Source organism: Rhizobium sp. No.120, assembly GCF_054558365.1.
Genome location: NZ_BAAJNQ010000013.1, coordinates 113,577 through 128,773, shown reverse-complemented (window position 1 = coordinate 128,773; position 15,197 = coordinate 113,577). Strand labels below are relative to the sequence as shown.

The 15,197-nt window shown below is 60.0% G+C and carries 20 protein-coding genes; 4 read left to right on the top strand and 16 right to left on the bottom strand.

What is annotated here, in order from left to right:
- Positions 1–11: 11 nt before the first annotated feature.
- Genes traF through ACYJRZ_RS26530 form a run of 3 tightly spaced genes read left to right on the top strand, consistent with a single transcriptional unit; the run spans position 12 to position 2,335 of the window.
- Positions 12–551, top strand: coding sequence for a conjugative transfer signal peptidase TraF (gene traF, locus ACYJRZ_RS26540; protein ID WP_459463783.1), 540 nt, complete (start codon positions 12–14; stop codon positions 549–551).
- Positions 541–1,704, top strand: a complete 1,164-nt coding sequence (locus ACYJRZ_RS26535; RefSeq protein ID WP_459463757.1) for a conjugal transfer protein TraB — start codon at positions 541–543, stop codon at positions 1,702–1,704. Before traF ends, ACYJRZ_RS26535 begins: the two co-directional genes overlap by 11 nt.
- A gap of 16 nt (positions 1,705–1,720) precedes the next feature.
- Positions 1,721–2,335, top strand: a complete 615-nt coding sequence (locus tag ACYJRZ_RS26530; RefSeq protein ID WP_142913696.1) for a TraH family protein — start codon at positions 1,721–1,723, stop codon at positions 2,333–2,335.
- A gap of 16 nt (positions 2,336–2,351) precedes the next feature.
- Here ACYJRZ_RS26530 and ACYJRZ_RS26525 read toward each other — a convergent pair whose 3' ends face one another.
- From ACYJRZ_RS26525 to ACYJRZ_RS26515, 3 genes are all read right to left on the bottom strand, one after another.
- Positions 2,352–2,729, bottom strand: a complete 378-nt coding sequence (locus ACYJRZ_RS26525) for a DUF5615 family PIN-like protein (RefSeq protein WP_459463756.1) — start codon at positions 2,727–2,729, stop codon at positions 2,352–2,354.
- A complete protein-coding gene (locus ACYJRZ_RS26520; RefSeq protein ID WP_142913698.1) occupies positions 2,726–3,358 on the bottom strand; it encodes a DUF433 domain-containing protein in 633 nt (210 codons plus the stop codon). Before ACYJRZ_RS26520 ends, ACYJRZ_RS26525 begins: the two co-directional genes overlap by 4 nt.
- Positions 3,359–3,529: 171 nt before the next feature.
- A complete protein-coding gene (locus tag ACYJRZ_RS26515; protein WP_440854710.1) occupies positions 3,530–3,742 on the bottom strand; it encodes a helix-turn-helix domain-containing protein in 213 nt (70 codons plus the stop codon).
- Positions 3,743–3,942: 200 nt separating this feature from the next.
- On the opposite strand from ACYJRZ_RS26515, the gene ACYJRZ_RS26510 reads away from it, so the two are divergent.
- Entirely contained in the window at positions 3,943–4,260 is a 318-nt protein-coding gene (locus ACYJRZ_RS26510; protein WP_440854709.1) for a transcriptional repressor TraM, read from the top strand.
- Here ACYJRZ_RS26510 and ACYJRZ_RS26505 read toward each other — a convergent pair.
- The 13 genes from ACYJRZ_RS26505 to trbB all read right to left on the bottom strand — a co-directional run bounded on the left by ACYJRZ_RS26505 (position 4,253) and on the right by trbB (position 15,190).
- On the bottom strand, positions 4,253–4,966 hold the full coding sequence (locus tag ACYJRZ_RS26505) for an autoinducer binding domain-containing protein (protein ID WP_459463755.1): 714 nt from the start codon (positions 4,964–4,966) through the stop codon (positions 4,253–4,255). The two genes, ACYJRZ_RS26510 and ACYJRZ_RS26505, sit on opposite strands and share 8 nt — an antisense overlap.
- Positions 4,967–5,349: 383 nt before the next feature.
- Entirely contained in the window at positions 5,350–5,571 is a 222-nt protein-coding gene (locus ACYJRZ_RS26500) for a hypothetical protein (RefSeq protein ID WP_459463754.1), read from the bottom strand.
- A gap of 97 nt (positions 5,572–5,668) precedes the next feature.
- Positions 5,669–6,970, bottom strand: coding sequence for an IncP-type conjugal transfer protein TrbI (trbI, locus tag ACYJRZ_RS26495; RefSeq protein ID WP_459463753.1), 1,302 nt, complete (start codon positions 6,968–6,970; stop codon positions 5,669–5,671).
- 12 nt (positions 6,971–6,982) lie between these two features.
- Positions 6,983–7,420, bottom strand: coding sequence for a conjugal transfer protein TrbH (trbH, locus tag ACYJRZ_RS26490; protein WP_113134577.1), 438 nt, complete (start codon positions 7,418–7,420; stop codon positions 6,983–6,985).
- 3 nt (positions 7,421–7,423) lie between these two features.
- Positions 7,424–8,236 (bottom strand): P-type conjugative transfer protein TrbG, encoded by an 813-nt coding sequence (gene trbG, locus ACYJRZ_RS26485; RefSeq protein WP_148658731.1) that lies wholly within the window; start codon positions 8,234–8,236, stop codon positions 7,424–7,426.
- Positions 8,237–8,253: 17 nt separating this feature from the next.
- A complete protein-coding gene (locus ACYJRZ_RS26480; protein ID WP_065653658.1) occupies positions 8,254–8,916 on the bottom strand; it encodes a conjugal transfer protein TrbF in 663 nt (220 codons plus the stop codon).
- A 24-nt stretch (positions 8,917–8,940) separates the two neighbouring features.
- Positions 8,941–10,116 (bottom strand): P-type conjugative transfer protein TrbL, encoded by a 1,176-nt coding sequence (gene trbL, locus ACYJRZ_RS26475; RefSeq protein ID WP_459463752.1) that lies wholly within the window; start codon positions 10,114–10,116, stop codon positions 8,941–8,943.
- Positions 10,110–10,310, bottom strand: a complete 201-nt coding sequence (gene trbK / locus ACYJRZ_RS26470) for an entry exclusion protein TrbK (RefSeq protein ID WP_459463751.1) — start codon at positions 10,308–10,310, stop codon at positions 10,110–10,112. Before trbK ends, trbL begins: the two co-directional genes overlap by 7 nt.
- Positions 10,307–11,110 carry a P-type conjugative transfer protein TrbJ gene (trbJ, locus tag ACYJRZ_RS26465; protein ID WP_459463750.1) on the bottom strand — a complete coding sequence of 268 codons (804 nt, stop codon included), beginning with the start codon at positions 11,108–11,110 and terminating at the stop codon, positions 10,307–10,309. Before trbJ ends, trbK begins: the two co-directional genes overlap by 4 nt.
- Positions 11,082–13,538: a conjugal transfer protein TrbE gene (locus ACYJRZ_RS26460; RefSeq protein WP_459463749.1), complete on the bottom strand. Its 2,457-nt coding sequence runs from the start codon at positions 13,536–13,538 to the stop codon at positions 11,082–11,084. Before ACYJRZ_RS26460 ends, trbJ begins: the two co-directional genes overlap by 29 nt.
- 9 nt (positions 13,539–13,547) lie before the next feature.
- Positions 13,548–13,847, bottom strand: a complete 300-nt coding sequence (locus ACYJRZ_RS26455; protein ID WP_209192031.1) for a conjugal transfer protein TrbD — start codon at positions 13,845–13,847, stop codon at positions 13,548–13,550.
- Complete coding sequence (locus tag ACYJRZ_RS26450) at positions 13,840–14,223, bottom strand: TrbC/VirB2 family protein (protein ID WP_459463748.1); 384 nt, start codon at positions 14,221–14,223, stop codon at positions 13,840–13,842. Before ACYJRZ_RS26450 ends, ACYJRZ_RS26455 begins: the two co-directional genes overlap by 8 nt.
- Positions 14,213–15,190: a P-type conjugative transfer ATPase TrbB gene (trbB, locus tag ACYJRZ_RS26445; protein ID WP_459463747.1), complete on the bottom strand. Its 978-nt coding sequence runs from the start codon at positions 15,188–15,190 to the stop codon at positions 14,213–14,215. Before trbB ends, ACYJRZ_RS26450 begins: the two co-directional genes overlap by 11 nt.
- Positions 15,191–15,197: the final 7 nt, after the last annotated feature.

The window sequence follows — 15,197 nt, the reverse complement described above, 5'->3', positions numbered from 1 at the left end:
CTGTACGTCGGATGCGACCTGCGCGACGATCGAATGCCGTCGTGCTTTTGTTGGTGGCGGCAACCGTCGTTGGGGGCAGTGCCGCTGCCGCCAAGATCGGCGGCTACCGCATCAACCTGACGCCGAGCGAGCCCCTCGGGATATGGCGCATCTCGGCGCTCAATCGAGTGGTATCGGCAGGCGATCTCGTCTTCATTTGCCCTCCGCAAACGCCTGTCATGCGAGAGGCCAGAGCGCGTGGCTATCTCCGCTTCGGAACCTGCCCGGGCGGGGTCGCTCCGCTCATCAAGACGGTCATCGCGGTTCCCGGGCAGCATGTCGAAATCGGTGCGGGCGTAACGATCGACGGGCATGCGATCCCTTTCTCCGATCTGGCTCAGCGCGACGGCAAGGGTCGGCCGATGGTGCCGTATTTCGGCGGCGCCGTGCCGGCACAAAGCGTCTTCCTCCATTCACCGTACAGTAGCTCCTACGACTCCCGCTACTTCGGTCCCCTTCCCGTTTCGGGCATCCTCGGCCTGGCGCAACCGGTGCTCACCTATGTGCGGTAAGCGCGTTCGGCCGGTCCTGTTGATTGCCGCTTCAATCATCGCCGGAACGGTGGCGTGGAGCGGTCACGTCCTTTTCCTTCCGCTCGCATGCACGTTTCCAACCCTCTGGGCGCTTGCGCGGTCACGACTGGCGGCCGCAGCGGTTTCCGCCGGTTATTTCCTCGCTGCATCACGCGGTCTGCCGCAGGGCGTTGCCACCTTCTATTCCTCCGACCTCTGGCCGGGACTGCTGCTCTGGCTCAGCGCATCGCTGGGCTTTGTCGGTGTCCACGCAATGTTCTGGACGAGATGCGAACGTACACGACCGTTTCGCTACCTCGCGGCAGTCTTGCTCATGGCCATTCCGCCAATCGGTATCACCGGCTGGGCGCATCCGATCACGGCCGCGGGCGTGCTGTTTCCGGGATGGGGATGGTGGGGGCTCCTTGCCGCGACAGCCGGCCTCATGGGCCTCGTAACCCGCATGTGGCCAGCTGTCGCGATTGTCCTGGCAGGCTTTTGGATCTGGTCCGCCGCAACCTGGGACGAGCCGAAGCTAACGGAAGCGTGGCGGGGCGTCGATCTCGAATTCGGCGCTTCACTCGGTCGCGACGTCAGCATTAGGCACCACCGTGATCTGATTGCCACGGTGAAGGATCGAGCATCCGGCGGCGCCCTCACCATTGTCCTCCCCGAGAGCGCCCTGGGCTTCTGGACGCCGACCGTCGAGCGGCTCTGGGTAAATGGGCTGCAAGGCACTGACGTCACCGTCATTGCCGGCGCTGCGGTCGTCGATACGGGCGGATACGATAATGTTCTGGTCGCTCTCTCCCGTAACGGTGCTCGCGTCATTTATCGCGAGCGCATGCCGGTCCCGGGCTCGATGTGGCAGCCTTGGCGTCCCCTGCTGGGTCAGAGCGGTGGCGCGCGGGCGCATTTCATCGCGGACCCGGTAGTGGCGGTCGCTGATGCTCGGGTCGCACCGCTGATCTGCTACGAGCAACTGATCGTCTGGCCCGTTCTCCAATCCATGCTCCACGATCCGGACGTCATTGTCGCCGTCGGCAACGGCTGGTGGACCAAGGGGACATCCATCGTCGCCATCCAACGCGCCAATGCGGAAGCCTGGGCGCGTCTGTTCGATAAGCCCCTCTTGATTTCCTTCAACACCTGAAGCCCGAGGAGACCTCATGCTCGACGCTGCCCTGATCCAACAATGCGCCGACCCCTCATTGAAGCCGGCAATCGTCGAACAGTTCGTGACCGCTGCGGGCTCGAACGATCCGCTTGCCGTCACGGTCAAATCGGGTGGCCGATTGATCCTCGTCCCGAAGGCGATGACGCCGGACGAGGCCATGGCGATCGTCCGGCAGTATGTCGGCCAGGCAGTGGTCCGCGTCGGCTTGACACAGTTCCCTGCGGGTGTCGGCGTCAAGGATACGGCCGACTTAAAGGCTGATCTCGTCGATCCTTGCGAAAACCTTCGCAAGGGAACGGCGATGTTCGCGAAGGTCTTGCGGATCGTTGCCAAATGGTACGGCAATCCGAAGAGCGATGACGTCTTCCCTCAGATCTTCGAGGACGCTGTCTACGCCTGGAAGACCGGCGAGTTCGAAGGCGTGAGCGTGTTCCAGGCGGAGGATCCGAGAAAAAGCGTGACGATAGACAATGTATTGCCTCCAGAGGAGGCCGAGGCGAGCAGCGACATACCTCCTGCGGATACAAGCACTGAAGGCGCCGAGAAAAGCGAGAACGTTGGGTCAGCTGAGATGCGGATCGACCTGTCGAGGATCGGAGGAAAATGATTTCCTTGGAAGGTGACTATACTTCCGGAAGCGAATAGCGCGTGAGAACCGCTTCCTCTCCGTCGAGGGTCACTTCGATGACTGCGTTGACCATATCCTGCGCGCCTGCCAGATCCTGCAATATGAGGGCAAACAATTCTCGTTGCAGCACAGGCAGCACCTGCGGGACGATAATCACCAGACCCGCATGCAGCTCTTCCTTGGCATAGAGCTTCCGGAAGTCGCGGGCGTTGTTCGTCACGAAGGTGAAATCTTCCTCGATAATCCGAGGCATTAGGTTCCAATCGGTCTCGCCGCTCAGTCCCAGCCAATTTACATGGAAACAATCGTGGCCGTGCTCTTGAGCCACGGCCACGAGAGACGTGTGAAGGCATTCATCGATAAGAAACTTCACGAGGTCGAGCCAGACGTTTTAGGGACGTTCTCGTTCCGAAGGATCAGGCGCTTCACGGATTTCACCTTCAGGCCCTGCTCCGAAAGCTTCCTCGGACGTCCTCTGGCGGGATGGGCCGCAACCCAGATCTCGGCAAGTTCCACCATGCGCTCGGTGAGCGAAGGATAGCCCTCAACGATTTCCGCTGTACTTGCGCCTTGGGTCTTCATCGCGGCAATCGTTCGCACGGGAACACGGGTTCGCTTGAAAACCGGCTCGCCGCCCACGACGCCTTTCACGCTTTCAATCAGTCGTTCGGCTTCTCGAAGCGCCTCGGCCCGCGCGGCCAGTTGTTCTCGTGCTCGCGCAACGTCGATAATGAGATAATCGTCTGCCCTAACAGTTTCGGCATCGGGGTTCTGGTCGATCGTATCGAATAGGCGCTTGCGGCGCTCGGCAGACAAGATCGATCCGACGCCGTACCAGAGCTTCAACCGAAGCAGATCCTCATCGGTGAGTGCTCGACCCCTGCTACCAACGAGATGAGTCTCGATGATGCGCTTGTCGATCGCATTGTGCACCGACTTCACAGCGATCTCGCTGACAGCCGCCGCCTCGGCGGGTGTGTAGGCGTGTGATGTGCTGGCCATAATCATTCTCCTTGTGGAGAATATATAATGCGGCCCGCCGCTCGTGTAAAGCCTTGACCCATGCTCAATCTCAGTGGTCGAGCTGTCCCAATCGATCGATGCACATCGGCTTCGGAGCGGAAACCGCCTCCGAACCCTAAAATCCAGTCGACCACGGGCGCGATTTGCAGATCAGTTCGATTTGGTCACAAGCTCGGCGGGTTCGACGCCCAGCGCTTCTGAAATCTGGCCGAGGACCGTGAGGGTAGCCGACATCTCGGCGCGCTCGATGGCGCCGATATGGCGTGCGCTCAGGCCTGTGCGGTGTGCCAGTTCCTCCTGCGTCAGTTTCTTGCCATGACGTATTCGACGCAAATTGATCGCCATGACCTCGTTGAGATCCATGACGTGAGCGGAACCTGAATCGGAATTATTGTTCTAGGAACTATAGTTCCGATTCGACATGACTTGTGATATTGGGCGGTGATCGATCTTCGACGGACTTTTGCAATGTTGGTCGTATGATAGTCTGTAGCGCGGCCGCACAGTGCGGGACCAAAGCATCGTTTTCAAGTGGTGAAGGAATGAGTTTCGAGGAAAAACGAATGAACGATGCGAAGTCCCCGGAGACCGACAAGAGCGAGCGGGATCCGCGGTTCTGTTCGATGCCGAAGGAAGCGTTGGAGGAATTGGCGGTGTCGGCAATACACGAACACCGCCGGCTGCTCGCCGCGGATGAGGCTGTCTACGAGGAATGGACTCGCGCGAGCGGCGATCCTTCGTCTTCGAGCGACGTCCTGGCAAACCTGCAGGCCGAATACATTGCCCGTCAGAAGAAATCCGAAGCGCAGCAGGAAGAGCTGTCGCAGATCATCGACGCGCTTGGCTACATCCCCGACGTCCCATTGGACAACGCTAATTAGAGCTTAGCAACCCGCGATCTTTCGCGATTCCCACAAGCTGCGGCACCGATTCAGCGCCCAGTTTGGCACGGGCTTTATCAAGGTAGTGCTGCACGGTCCTCGAATTGATGCCGGTCACAGCGGCAGTTTCGAGTGTGTTTTTTCCTTTCATCGCCCACGTCAAGCACAACATCTCGCGTGGCGACAGCACCTGCTTTGGATTGATGGCGGTTTTGGCAGCAATCATCTTCAATCGATAATGAACCATCATCACCAATTGGACTGCTCTCCTCGAGTCGAACGCGGCCGGGACGTCCACTTCTCTTTCGGAGGATGCAAAGGTCAGCATCATCGACGCACCGTAACCACCTTCCACAGGGACCGTCATGCCGCAGCGGATCCCGTGGCCGATCGCCTCGTCGCGAAACTTTCTGAGCGGTGAGGAACCGCGGGCCGGCCAATCCTCCGCGGTCCAGAAGAAAACGTCCCGTTTGCGCTTCGCTTCCGTCACCACGGGATCGATGCTGGAATAGTCAGCCGAGAGGTAAAGACCCTCCCATGGTTTGGGATAGGAGTTGAATGTCCTGATCTGGGCGCCTTCTTTTTCGAGATAGGCAAACCGTTCGTATCCGCAGGAACGCGTGAACTGCCTGAGGGCTCCCTTGACCATGGCCTCGTCTTGCGCGACTTCCAGCATATCAACGAGCGAGCGAAATTCTCCGTCCACGAACGCTTCTCCTATGTTTTGACCCGTAACGCGGTCCTTTATTTGCCAGCCGAGACGCTGGATGATGGGCATCGTCGTTTGGCAAAAGGCGGACCTGCTAATCGCCAACTGACGATAGCTCCGCAACCGGCGGTGCTTGGTTGATGCAAAGCAGTCCCTCTTGCCGTGTACGTTAGCACTACCCATAAAGGGGGAGCTTTCAAGGCTCCCTGCCTCAAAAAGATGACAAATCAAGAAAAGTTTTTTCGGGCGAAGGAACCGTTCGCCATGGAAACCGTGTTCTGACGCGAGTGCTATTTACTGAAGAGAACGCGATATAAGGCACCGGCCCGTTTGCACACGCCCCAAATCCTAGAACTGCCAGCGCTTTTCAAGCGACAAGATCACTTGGCATCAATACGCGCCCGCTCGGATCTGACGGCTTTGATGATACGCCAGTTAATTCCCGGCTCGCGTAGCATCTGGATATCGTCCATGTCGTCGAAATCCGAAAGCCGGGTGAAAAACGCCTTTCGAAGGCGCGAGATAAACTGCTTCGGCAAAGCGGTGTTTTCGAGAAGGTCCGGGTCGTCATCCGGCAAATCGCCAAAATCCATTACTGTCATCGCCTATCCTTTCGTGCGTTGAACAGGACCATCCGGCACCATTTCTACAGCCAGCGCAACTCGCAGATTTGCACCTCCTGCGGGCTTGGCGTTTCCTTTAGTTCTTGCGGTAAGCAGACGGAAAAATGATGTCCTGGTCGACGAGCACGTTAAATTTATAGCCGGGCCTGATCTGGATCGTCGGCTGCACATTCAGGTTCTTCGAGATCGTCTGCTCTGCGACTCGACCGAAGCTTTCGGCAAAATTCCGTCTGGCTGCATCGGACGCCGTGTCCTGCGTCGCAAGCGTCGAACTCTCCGGCATCGACATGTCGATCCCGGTTCCGATCAGCGCGACAAGAGCTGCCGAGCTCCAGGTGCGCCAGAGATGCCGATCGACCTTGTCCTTGAAGCCGCCATATCCTTCGGCATCCGTGCCGGCCATGCCGCCGATCTGCAGGGTCGATCCATTCGGAAAGATGAGGTCGGTCCAGACGACGAGGACGCGCTCCTGGCCAAACGACACCTTGGAATCGTAACGACCAAAGAGCTTGGCCCCCTGCGGGATGAGGAGCCGATAGCCGGTGGCGCTGTCATAGACGTTCTGGCTGACCTGTGCGCTGATGCGCCCCGGCAGGTCGGAGTTAAGGCCGGTGATCAAGGTGGCGGGAATGACCGAGCCACGCTTCAGTTCAAAGGGCGACATCTGCGGCACCACTTGGTTCGGCAGATAGCCGAGATCCTTGATGTCCTGATTGAAAAAATCCTCCTTCGAGGTTTGGGTATTCGGATCGACGTTCTGGCCCATGAGCCCGGATTTCATGGCAGCGGCGTAGAGGTCAGAGGCATTGTTGGCCGTCGCAGCCGTCGTCTGCCGGCCAGTGTCCGTGGAGTTGTTGGCGGCCTTCTCGACATCGGAAATATCGACCTTCAATGGCGAGTCCAAAGCCGTTGCCCGCGCCTGCAGCCGGGCCATCCGCTGGCGCTGGGCCTCGCGGATATATTGTTCGTCCTGCTCCCGCTTCAGGCGGGCTTTCCATTCCTCTTCGGATTCGAGCCTCGGCCGCCGTTCTTGCCTTTCCGTGGGCCGGCGGTCGACGACAGGTGTTTCCTTTTCGACCTTCTGTTCGACGGCGGGCGTTGGCTGGAATGCCTCGCGCTCAACCGGTTCGCCGATAATGCCGTCAGTGACGCCGCGCTTGAGTTGGTCTCCGAAATTGGTCGCGGGAGCATTCGAGGCGCTGTCGATATCGTTGCTGCGATTGAACGGCAGGCCGCGCCACGACAGTCCGATCACGACCACGCCGACGAACAGCGCGATGATGACGATGGCGATGATGATCGGCAGCCGATTGAGACGGCGCATGCCTTTCTGCTCGTCGGCCTGATTGGAGGCGCCGAGCTGGAGCGATTGGACCATACTCGCCTCCCCTCAATTCCGCTGCATGATGGAAAGCGGGCTTGCCGGCGTGGCACCGGCCGCCGATGCGGTGTAGGCCCGCCCAAGCGCGACGGACGGGGTCGAGAGCCGTGCGAGCACCTGACCGTCGGCGCCATCGATCGAATAGGCGAGTTCGACCGGTTTGACATCTTTTCCAACCTTGCCGTCGGTGATGACCGTATAGCCCCAGCCCCTTAGCGCAGCCTCGAGTGCCGCTGCGAAGTCGGACGAGTCCTTTTCCATTTTGAGCGTCGTCGTGCCTGCTGGACCGATCTGCTCGGCGAGCCGGCTCGCCATGTCGCCGGCGATGGCGCTTGCGGCGGGGCCGGTGACGGCGACGGGGGTGGAACTGGTGGTCAATCCGTCCTCGGCCGTCTGGCAGCCTGAAAGCAGCGTGGCGGTGATGATGACGGCGAGAAGCTTGCGCATGGTTCAGCCTCCCCGCCGGATGGTGATTTTCTGCTGGCGCCAGCCGACGCCCGAGACAAGGATCGCCTTGTCGACCGCATAGTCGACGATCATCATGTCGTTCTTCATTCGGTAGTTGACGATACGGTTCTGTCCGCCGGAGACGACGAACAGCACCGGTGCATCCTGGCTCGAGACCGTTTTCGAGAATTGAATGTAGGTTTTCACACCATCCGAATAGACCCGCTTCGGCTTCCAGGGCGCCGAGCCACTCACCGAGTAGGAGAAATTCAGTTTGTCGGGCGCCGTGCCGGGAATGCCGCCGGTCTCCAGCCGGGAATTGATGTCGGCGAGCTTGGTCGAGACGTCCTCCGGATATTCGAAGCCGACGCGGGCCATGTATTGGCTCGGATGGGATTTTAGCTGGATGTGATAGGTGCGGCGCGACGTGGTGACCACCATCGAAGTGATGAGACCTGGTTCCGACGGCTTGACAATCAGGTGGATCGCCTGCCCGCCGGTGGCGCCCGAGGTCGCCGGTTCCACCTTCCAACGTACCGTGTCACCGACAAGCACATCGCGGACGATCTCGCCGCCTTGCAATTCGATATCGCAGACCTGCAAAGGCGAGCAGACGACGGACGGCTGTGTTTCGCCAAACAGGAAAATGACTTTCCCATCCGGACCGGTCGTCACCAGGCCAGGCGTGCCACGCCACTTCCTCGAAATGTTGGTGCCCTTCATCTCGTTGTTTGTCATGCTTTGCGCCTCAGCGCCGCTCGCAACGACGAGTGTGGCCAGGCAGCCGGCGGCTGCGATCAATCCTGTTCTGTGCATTGAGAAATTCCCTGCCCTTAAAGCTGCGCTGTCCAGTCGAAATCCCGGACATAGAGACCGATCGGATTGAGGCGGATGGTGGCCTCATCCTGCGGTGCGGTGAGCGTGACCGTCGCGATGCCGCGGAACCGGCGCGTGCCGATTTCCTTGCCCTTCCGGTCGCGTTCGTATTCGGTCCAGTCGATCTGATAGGTCTGGTTCGAGAGAGCCACGATGTTGTTGACCTCGATGGCAACGGTCGACGACTTCGCTTTCTCGAACGGTGAGTTGCTCCGGAACCAGTCATTGATCTTCTGCGTCGACGGATCGGAGGTCCGAAGCAGCGCATAGGTCCGATCGATATATTGTTTCTGCACCACGGCATCCGGCGTAATCGAACGGAAGCTGGTGACGAAGTTGCCGAGCGTGGCGCGCACCACCCTGACATCGGCATATTCGATCTGTTCGGGGAACCCTGACGTCACCGAGGTTCCAAGCTTGTCGACCTGGACGATGTAAGGCACCAATTTGACCTGAGTGCTCAGGTACATCGAATAGCTAAAGCCGATGACCGCCATTGTCAGACCGAGGATGCCGACAATGCGCCATGCGTCGGCGGCCTTTACGTAAGAGCCGTATCGTTCATTCCATTCCTGGCGTGCGGCGAGGTACGGGTTTTCAGGGGCGCGGTTCGCTGCCATCGATTGATCACTTTCTCATTGCTGTTAGTCTTTGCGCTCGGGAGGTGGTTTTGGCCCGGTTTGCCCAGTGCGACTCTGGTCCAGCTTGGCGTTGGCGAGGCCAAGGATCGATCCCGCATAGGCGCCGGGAGAGCCGATGGCCTTTTCCTTTGCGGCCGAGCCTGCCGCTTGCCCGGCAGAACCGATACCCGCGCCAATTCCGCGGAGCATGGCGCCGGCGACCGACGACCCCGCCGCCCGGGCGCTTTGAGCTGCCGCGAACCCCGCGCCCGCCGCACCGGCTGCAAGGAAACCCGCGCCTGTGGCGAAGGACGCGGCCTGGCCGCCGTGACGGATGGCTTCCATCCCGCCCGATACGGAGGCGCCCTGGACGACTCCTTGAATGATGTTCGGCACATACATGGCAATGATAAAAACCACGACGGAAATGCCGGCGATCGCCAACGTCGTGACGAACTGGTCAGAGGAGGCAGTTGGCGCATTCGCAAGACCCAGCAGGACCTCGGATCCAATCTTTGCAATCATCACCAATGCCATCAGTTTCATGCCGACGCCGAAGGCGTAGACGAGATAACGGACAGCAAAGTCCTTGGTGTAGGATGAGCCGCCCAGCCCGAGCATGATCATGCCGGCGAGCAGGCCGACATACATCTCGACCATGACCGACACGAAAATTGCTGCGACCAGCGAGAAGCAGATGACGACGACACCCATCGCCAACACGGCCGCAATCGCCAGCGCATTGTCCTCGAACACGCCGAATTGCGCTTGCTGCGACATTTGCGAGGCAACCCGGATACCAGCGTCGAACACTTCGGCAGGCGACGCCGATCCGCCGCCCGCTCCAATCTGAAAGAGGCTGTCGACGACCGCTCGGGCAAAGGTCGGCCCTTGGGTGAGCACGAAGGCGAAAAAGCCAATGAACATGATCCGCCGCACAAGCTCCGCGAACCAGCTGTCGAGCGACGCGGCCTGCAGCGCCAGCCAGACGGCGGCAATCCCTACCTCGATGGTCGCCAGGATCCAGAAGAGAGATTTCGCCGCATCCATAATGGTGGTTTCCCACCCCTTGGCGGCGGTCGAGACCTGATTTTCCAGTTCGGTCAGGACTTGTCCCTGTTGTGCGAAGGCGGGAGCTGCCAAGACGAGGCACAGGAGACCCGCGATGAGGAATGACAGTTCAAGTTTAGATTTCACCATCTTGGACGCATCTCCTGGCCATCCTTGATCGGCGGCAGCTCTTTGTTCGAGCCGAAGAATTTCTCCCTGACGGGGCGTTGTTCCTCAGTGAGCGGGGGTTTCGTGGTGTCCCTGGATTTGACGATCAGCACCGTCGCCGCAGTTGAAACGGCGGCAACAACCACAACGAGGGCAATGACGACGGCGCGGTTCACCAGCGGGGCTCCATCTTCTGACCTTCCGGAATGCTCTTGACCTCGGCGTTGAAGAATTTCTCCCGCCGGGCCTGGGCCAGGTCCTTGTCGGTTTGTTCGGCCTGAAGCCAGGTCCCCATCATCGTCATTTGCTGGGAGACGAGACCGCGCAGTTTCTGCATCTGCGCGACCTGCTGTGCGGCGATCTCGTGCCCAACCTGGAGGGCCTTCATCTGCCCATCGGCCGTCTCGGACATCGACCGAAGTGAGGACATCGTGCCTTCCTCGCTATCGAACTGGTCGGCCGTCAGGCTCGCCGCCTTCAGTGTGCTGGCGATTGTGTCCCGGTTGGTATCGGACCACGTCTGGTAGCTGGAGGAAAAGCTTTCGGCGTTCGGCAGGTTGGTCCTGAGGCTTGAATAGCTCTGGAAGCGCTGCTGCAGCACATCATCGGCATTTCCCATCGAAAATGAAATGCTCTGGCCCTGGTCGATGATGCTGCGCAACTGATTGAGGTTGCTTTCGACCTGCCCCCACATATGCGACGGAAGGGTCGCCGTGTTCTGCAGTAGGTTCTGGTAGATATTGAGCTGTGTTTCGATCTGTTGCGTGAGTTGCCTGATCTGGGTGAGTTGGTTCTGGATTTGCTCGCCGGATTGGCCAACGAGGGATACGAGTTCTCCATTATTGAGGACCTGCGTCCATTCGGTCGCAGCACCAGTGGCGGTGCCAGCCTCAGCGGGCTTCACAATGCCAATTGTCAATACGACCGCCGCCAAGCTGGCGAGCAATTTATCCGAAGTTGAGCAGCGATGCGGCATCGTGGATTCCTCTCATTTGAAGCCAGTGGATTGGCCAATCGCGGCCGTGTTCGGAATTGAGCGTGCGGATGCGCTTCAGGTCTTCCTTGCCGGATGCACCAACGAAACTGAGCGCTACGGGGCCGAGCGCCATGTCGAACAACCGTCGGCCTTCAGGGGTGACCACGTAATATTCGCGCTTGGGGATCGCGTTCGAAACGATCTCGATCTGTCGCTCATTGAAGCCGATCCGTTCGTAGAATTCGCGCGTCCCAGGTTCCCTTGCGGCGCCGTTCGGCAGGCAGATTTTCGTCGGGCATGATTCTTTCAGCACGTCGATGATTCCGGATCGCTCGGCATCTGAGATGGATTGCGTCGCGAGCACGACGGCGCAGTTGGCCTTGCGCAGCACCTTGAGCCACTCGCGAATCTTGCTGCGAAACACCGGATGGCCGAGCATCAGCCAGGCCTCATCCAGGACGATCAGGCTCGGGGAGCCGTCGAGACGCTTCTCGATCCGCCGAAAGAGATAGGTCAGCACGGGCACAAGATTGCGCTCGCCCATGTTCATAAGGTGCTCGATCTCGAAGGTCTGGAATGCGCCGAGGGAAAGGCCGTCCTGTTCCGCGTCGAGAAGCTGGCCCATCGGGCCGTCGACCGTGTAGTGATGAAGCGCGTCCTTGATCTCGCGCATCTGGACGCCGCTGACGAAGTCCGACAGGGACCGTCCGGCTGCGCTGGCCATCAATCCTATCTGCCGCGAGATCGCGTTGCGATGATCTGGGGTGATAGCAACGCCCTGCAGGGCGACCAGCATTTCGATCCATTCGGTTGCCCAAGCGCGATCAGCATCGCTCGCGAGGTCCGATAGCGGGCAGAAGGCAAGCGCTCTCCCCTCTTCGTTATGGTCTCCACCAACCTCATAGTGATCGCCGCCGGCGGCGAGCGTCAGTGGCAGGAGCGAACTTCCCTTATCGAAGGCGAAGATCTGAGCGCCTTCGTAGCGCCGGAACTGTGCTGCGATCAGAGCAAGAAGTGTGGATTTACCGGAGCCAGTTGGCCCGAAAATCAGCGTGTGACCGACGTCATCGACATGGAGGTTCAGCCGGAACGGCGTCGAGCCACTCGCCACCTGCATGAGGGGTGGCGAGTTCGGCGGATAGAATGGGCATGGCGCGATCGGGTTGCCCGACCAGACCGAGTTGAGCGGGACCAGATCGGCGAGATTGCTGGTGTTGATCAGCGGCTCGCGGATATTGCAGTACCAGTTGCCGGGCAGGCTGCCGAGATAGGCGTCGGTGGCGTTGAGTGTCTCGATCCTTGCGCCGAATCCTTCGGCCTGTATCAGCCGGCGGATCGCTTCAGCCTTCTCCTGCAGCGCTTCGCGATCGTGATCAAAGAGAACGATGACGGGCGTGTAATAGCCGTAGGCGACAAGTTGCGACGATGCTTGCGCGATCGCGTCTTCGGTCTCGGCGACCATCGTCATGGCGTCCTGGTCGACCGACCGGCTTTGCGTCTGGAAGAGCTGATCGAAGAACGGCCGGACCTTCTGCTGCCATTTTTTGCGGGTGCGTTCGAGTTTCTGCCGTGCCTCTTCCGCGTCGAGGAAGATGAAGCGCGATGACCAGCGATAGGTGAGCGGCATCAGGTCCAGGCTGTTGAGAATCCCCGGCCAGCTCTCGGCCGGCAGACCGTCGATCGCTACAACCGCGAGAAAACGATTCTCGACCTTTGGCGTCAGACCATGTTCGAGCTCCGCCGTCGCAATCCAGTCGAGATACATTGGAGCATCCGGCAATCTGATCGGATGGTTTTCGCCGGTGATGCAGAAGCGAACGAATTGCAGCAGCTCGTCATAGCGTGCGAGCCGGTCCCCTCCCCTTTCGGTAACCTCGCGTGTCTCCATCCGCCGGATCGAAAGGGTGTTGGCAAAATACTGCTCGATCTCGCGGACGGCGTTCTTGAAGATGAAGAGGACCGTGTCGGCATAGGTCTTCTTGCGGCTTTCCTCATCCGAATAAATGTACTTGCTGAGCGCGGTCTTTTTGGACTCCAGTGGCCGATAGGAGAGGACGAGCGCGTGCTTGCTCTCGAAATGCCCCTGCTCGCGCGCAAAATGCGACCGTCGCTCGGCGTCGATCGCGCGCGTGACCGCATCGGGAAAGTGGCAGCGATCGTCAGACGGATAGTCGAATGTCGGGATGCGAACGGCTTCGACCTGGATCATCCAGCCGCTCCCGAGCCGCGACAGGATCGTATTGATCTGCCGCGACAGTTCGTTGCGCTCAACATCGGTGGCGCTTTCCGAGTCCGGCCCGGCAAAATACCAGCCGGCCATCAGGCTTCCGTCTTTCAACAGAAGCACGCCATTGTCGACGAGGCCGGCATAGGGGACGAGATCAGCAAAGGATGGGCCGGTGGCCCGGAAGCGATTGAGAGCAACCATGCGTTCCCCTCAATACCGGCGCCAGGGCGAGGAGGTCGCCTTGTAGTAATGCTTGTAGGAGACATGGCGGACATAGACCTGTCGCATCAGCGGGTCCGCCTTTGCCATCATCCTCAAAAGCCCGACGACGACGATCCAGACGGCGACGCCGAAGAGCGCGGAATAGATCGTCAGGACGACGAAGATGAGGATGACTGCGGCAAGACCGGTAATCAGCACCAGTTCCCGGTCCGCGCCCATCAGCAGGTTCGGACGCGACAGCGCTCGATGAATGCGGTTGCGTTGCAGGCCAGATAGGGACTCAGCCATGAGCCCCCTCCCCGCCCTCACTCTGCATCATGGAAGTGGTTTGCTCGTCGGACAATCCGATCGAGGCACCGGTCGCGCCAAAGAGACCGACGATGTTGGTGGCGCCAAGCAGGATGCCCGCAACGAGCACGATATACATGAGCCGTCGCGCGAAATCGTTGAGCTCACCACCGAAGATTAGCATGCCGCCAGCGATCGCGACGGCTGCAAGCGCAATGGCGCCGGCAACTGGTCCGGTGATCGATTCCTGGATCTGCTGCAGCGGCCCTTCCCAGGGAAGACTGCCGCCGGAACTGGCGAGCGCCGGCGAGACCGAGGCAAGAGCGATGGGTGCCGCAAGGAGTACAGCGGCGATGAATGCGTTTCTACGCGACATGGCGCGCCTCCTGTTCTTCCGTAAGCTGGTCGGATTCGATTTCGTATTGGCCGCCCGCGAAGCGCTCGACCTGGATGACGTCGCGAACGCGCCGCCCGCGCGGCGTTCGCTCGATCGAGACGACGAGATCGACCGCTTCCCCGATCACTTCATGCATCGGCTGCTGGCTGGCTTCGGCGGTTAGCTGCTCGAGGCGGCGTAGCGCCGACATAGCGGTGTTGGAATGGATGGTGGCCACGCCTCCGGGATGGCCCGTGTTCCATGCTTTCAGCAACGTGAGCGCAGCGCCGTCGCGGACCTCGCCCACGACGATCCGGTCTGGGCGCAGACGCATGGTGCTCTTCAAGAGCCGTGCCATGTCAACGGTATCGCTGGTGTGGAGAAGAACAGCGTTCTCGGCCGCGCACTGGATCTCGGCGGTGTCTTCCAGGATGACGAGGCGGTCTTCCGGGGCAGACTTGACGATTTCGTCGATGACGGCATTTGCGAGCGTCGTCTTGCCCGACCCGGTGCCCCCGGATATGATGATGTTGAGCCGGGACGAAATCGCGCTGCGGATAGTCGAAGCCTGGTGTTCGGTCATCACGCCGGAGCGCACATAGTCATCGAGCGGGATCAGGCGCGAGGCTCGGCGGCGAATGGTGAACGCCGGCTTGGCGACAACGGGAGGCAACAGCCCTTCGAAGCGGTGACCGCCGATCGGTAGCTCCCCGGATATGATTGGTTGCTCGGTATCGACCTCGGATTGGAGCGCATGCGCGACCGTTCCGATCACCATCTCGGCGGCGGCAAGCGACATCTCACCGGCAGGCGCGACGCCATGACCGAGCCGTTCGATGAAGAGCTTGCCATCGGGATTGAGCATGATTTCGACAACCGTTGAGTCTTCCAGCGCAAAGCAGAGCTGGTCGCCCAGTGCCTCCTGGAGTTTGCGGACAAGTCGAGGATGAGATCGAAGCTGGTTCACGGCTTTT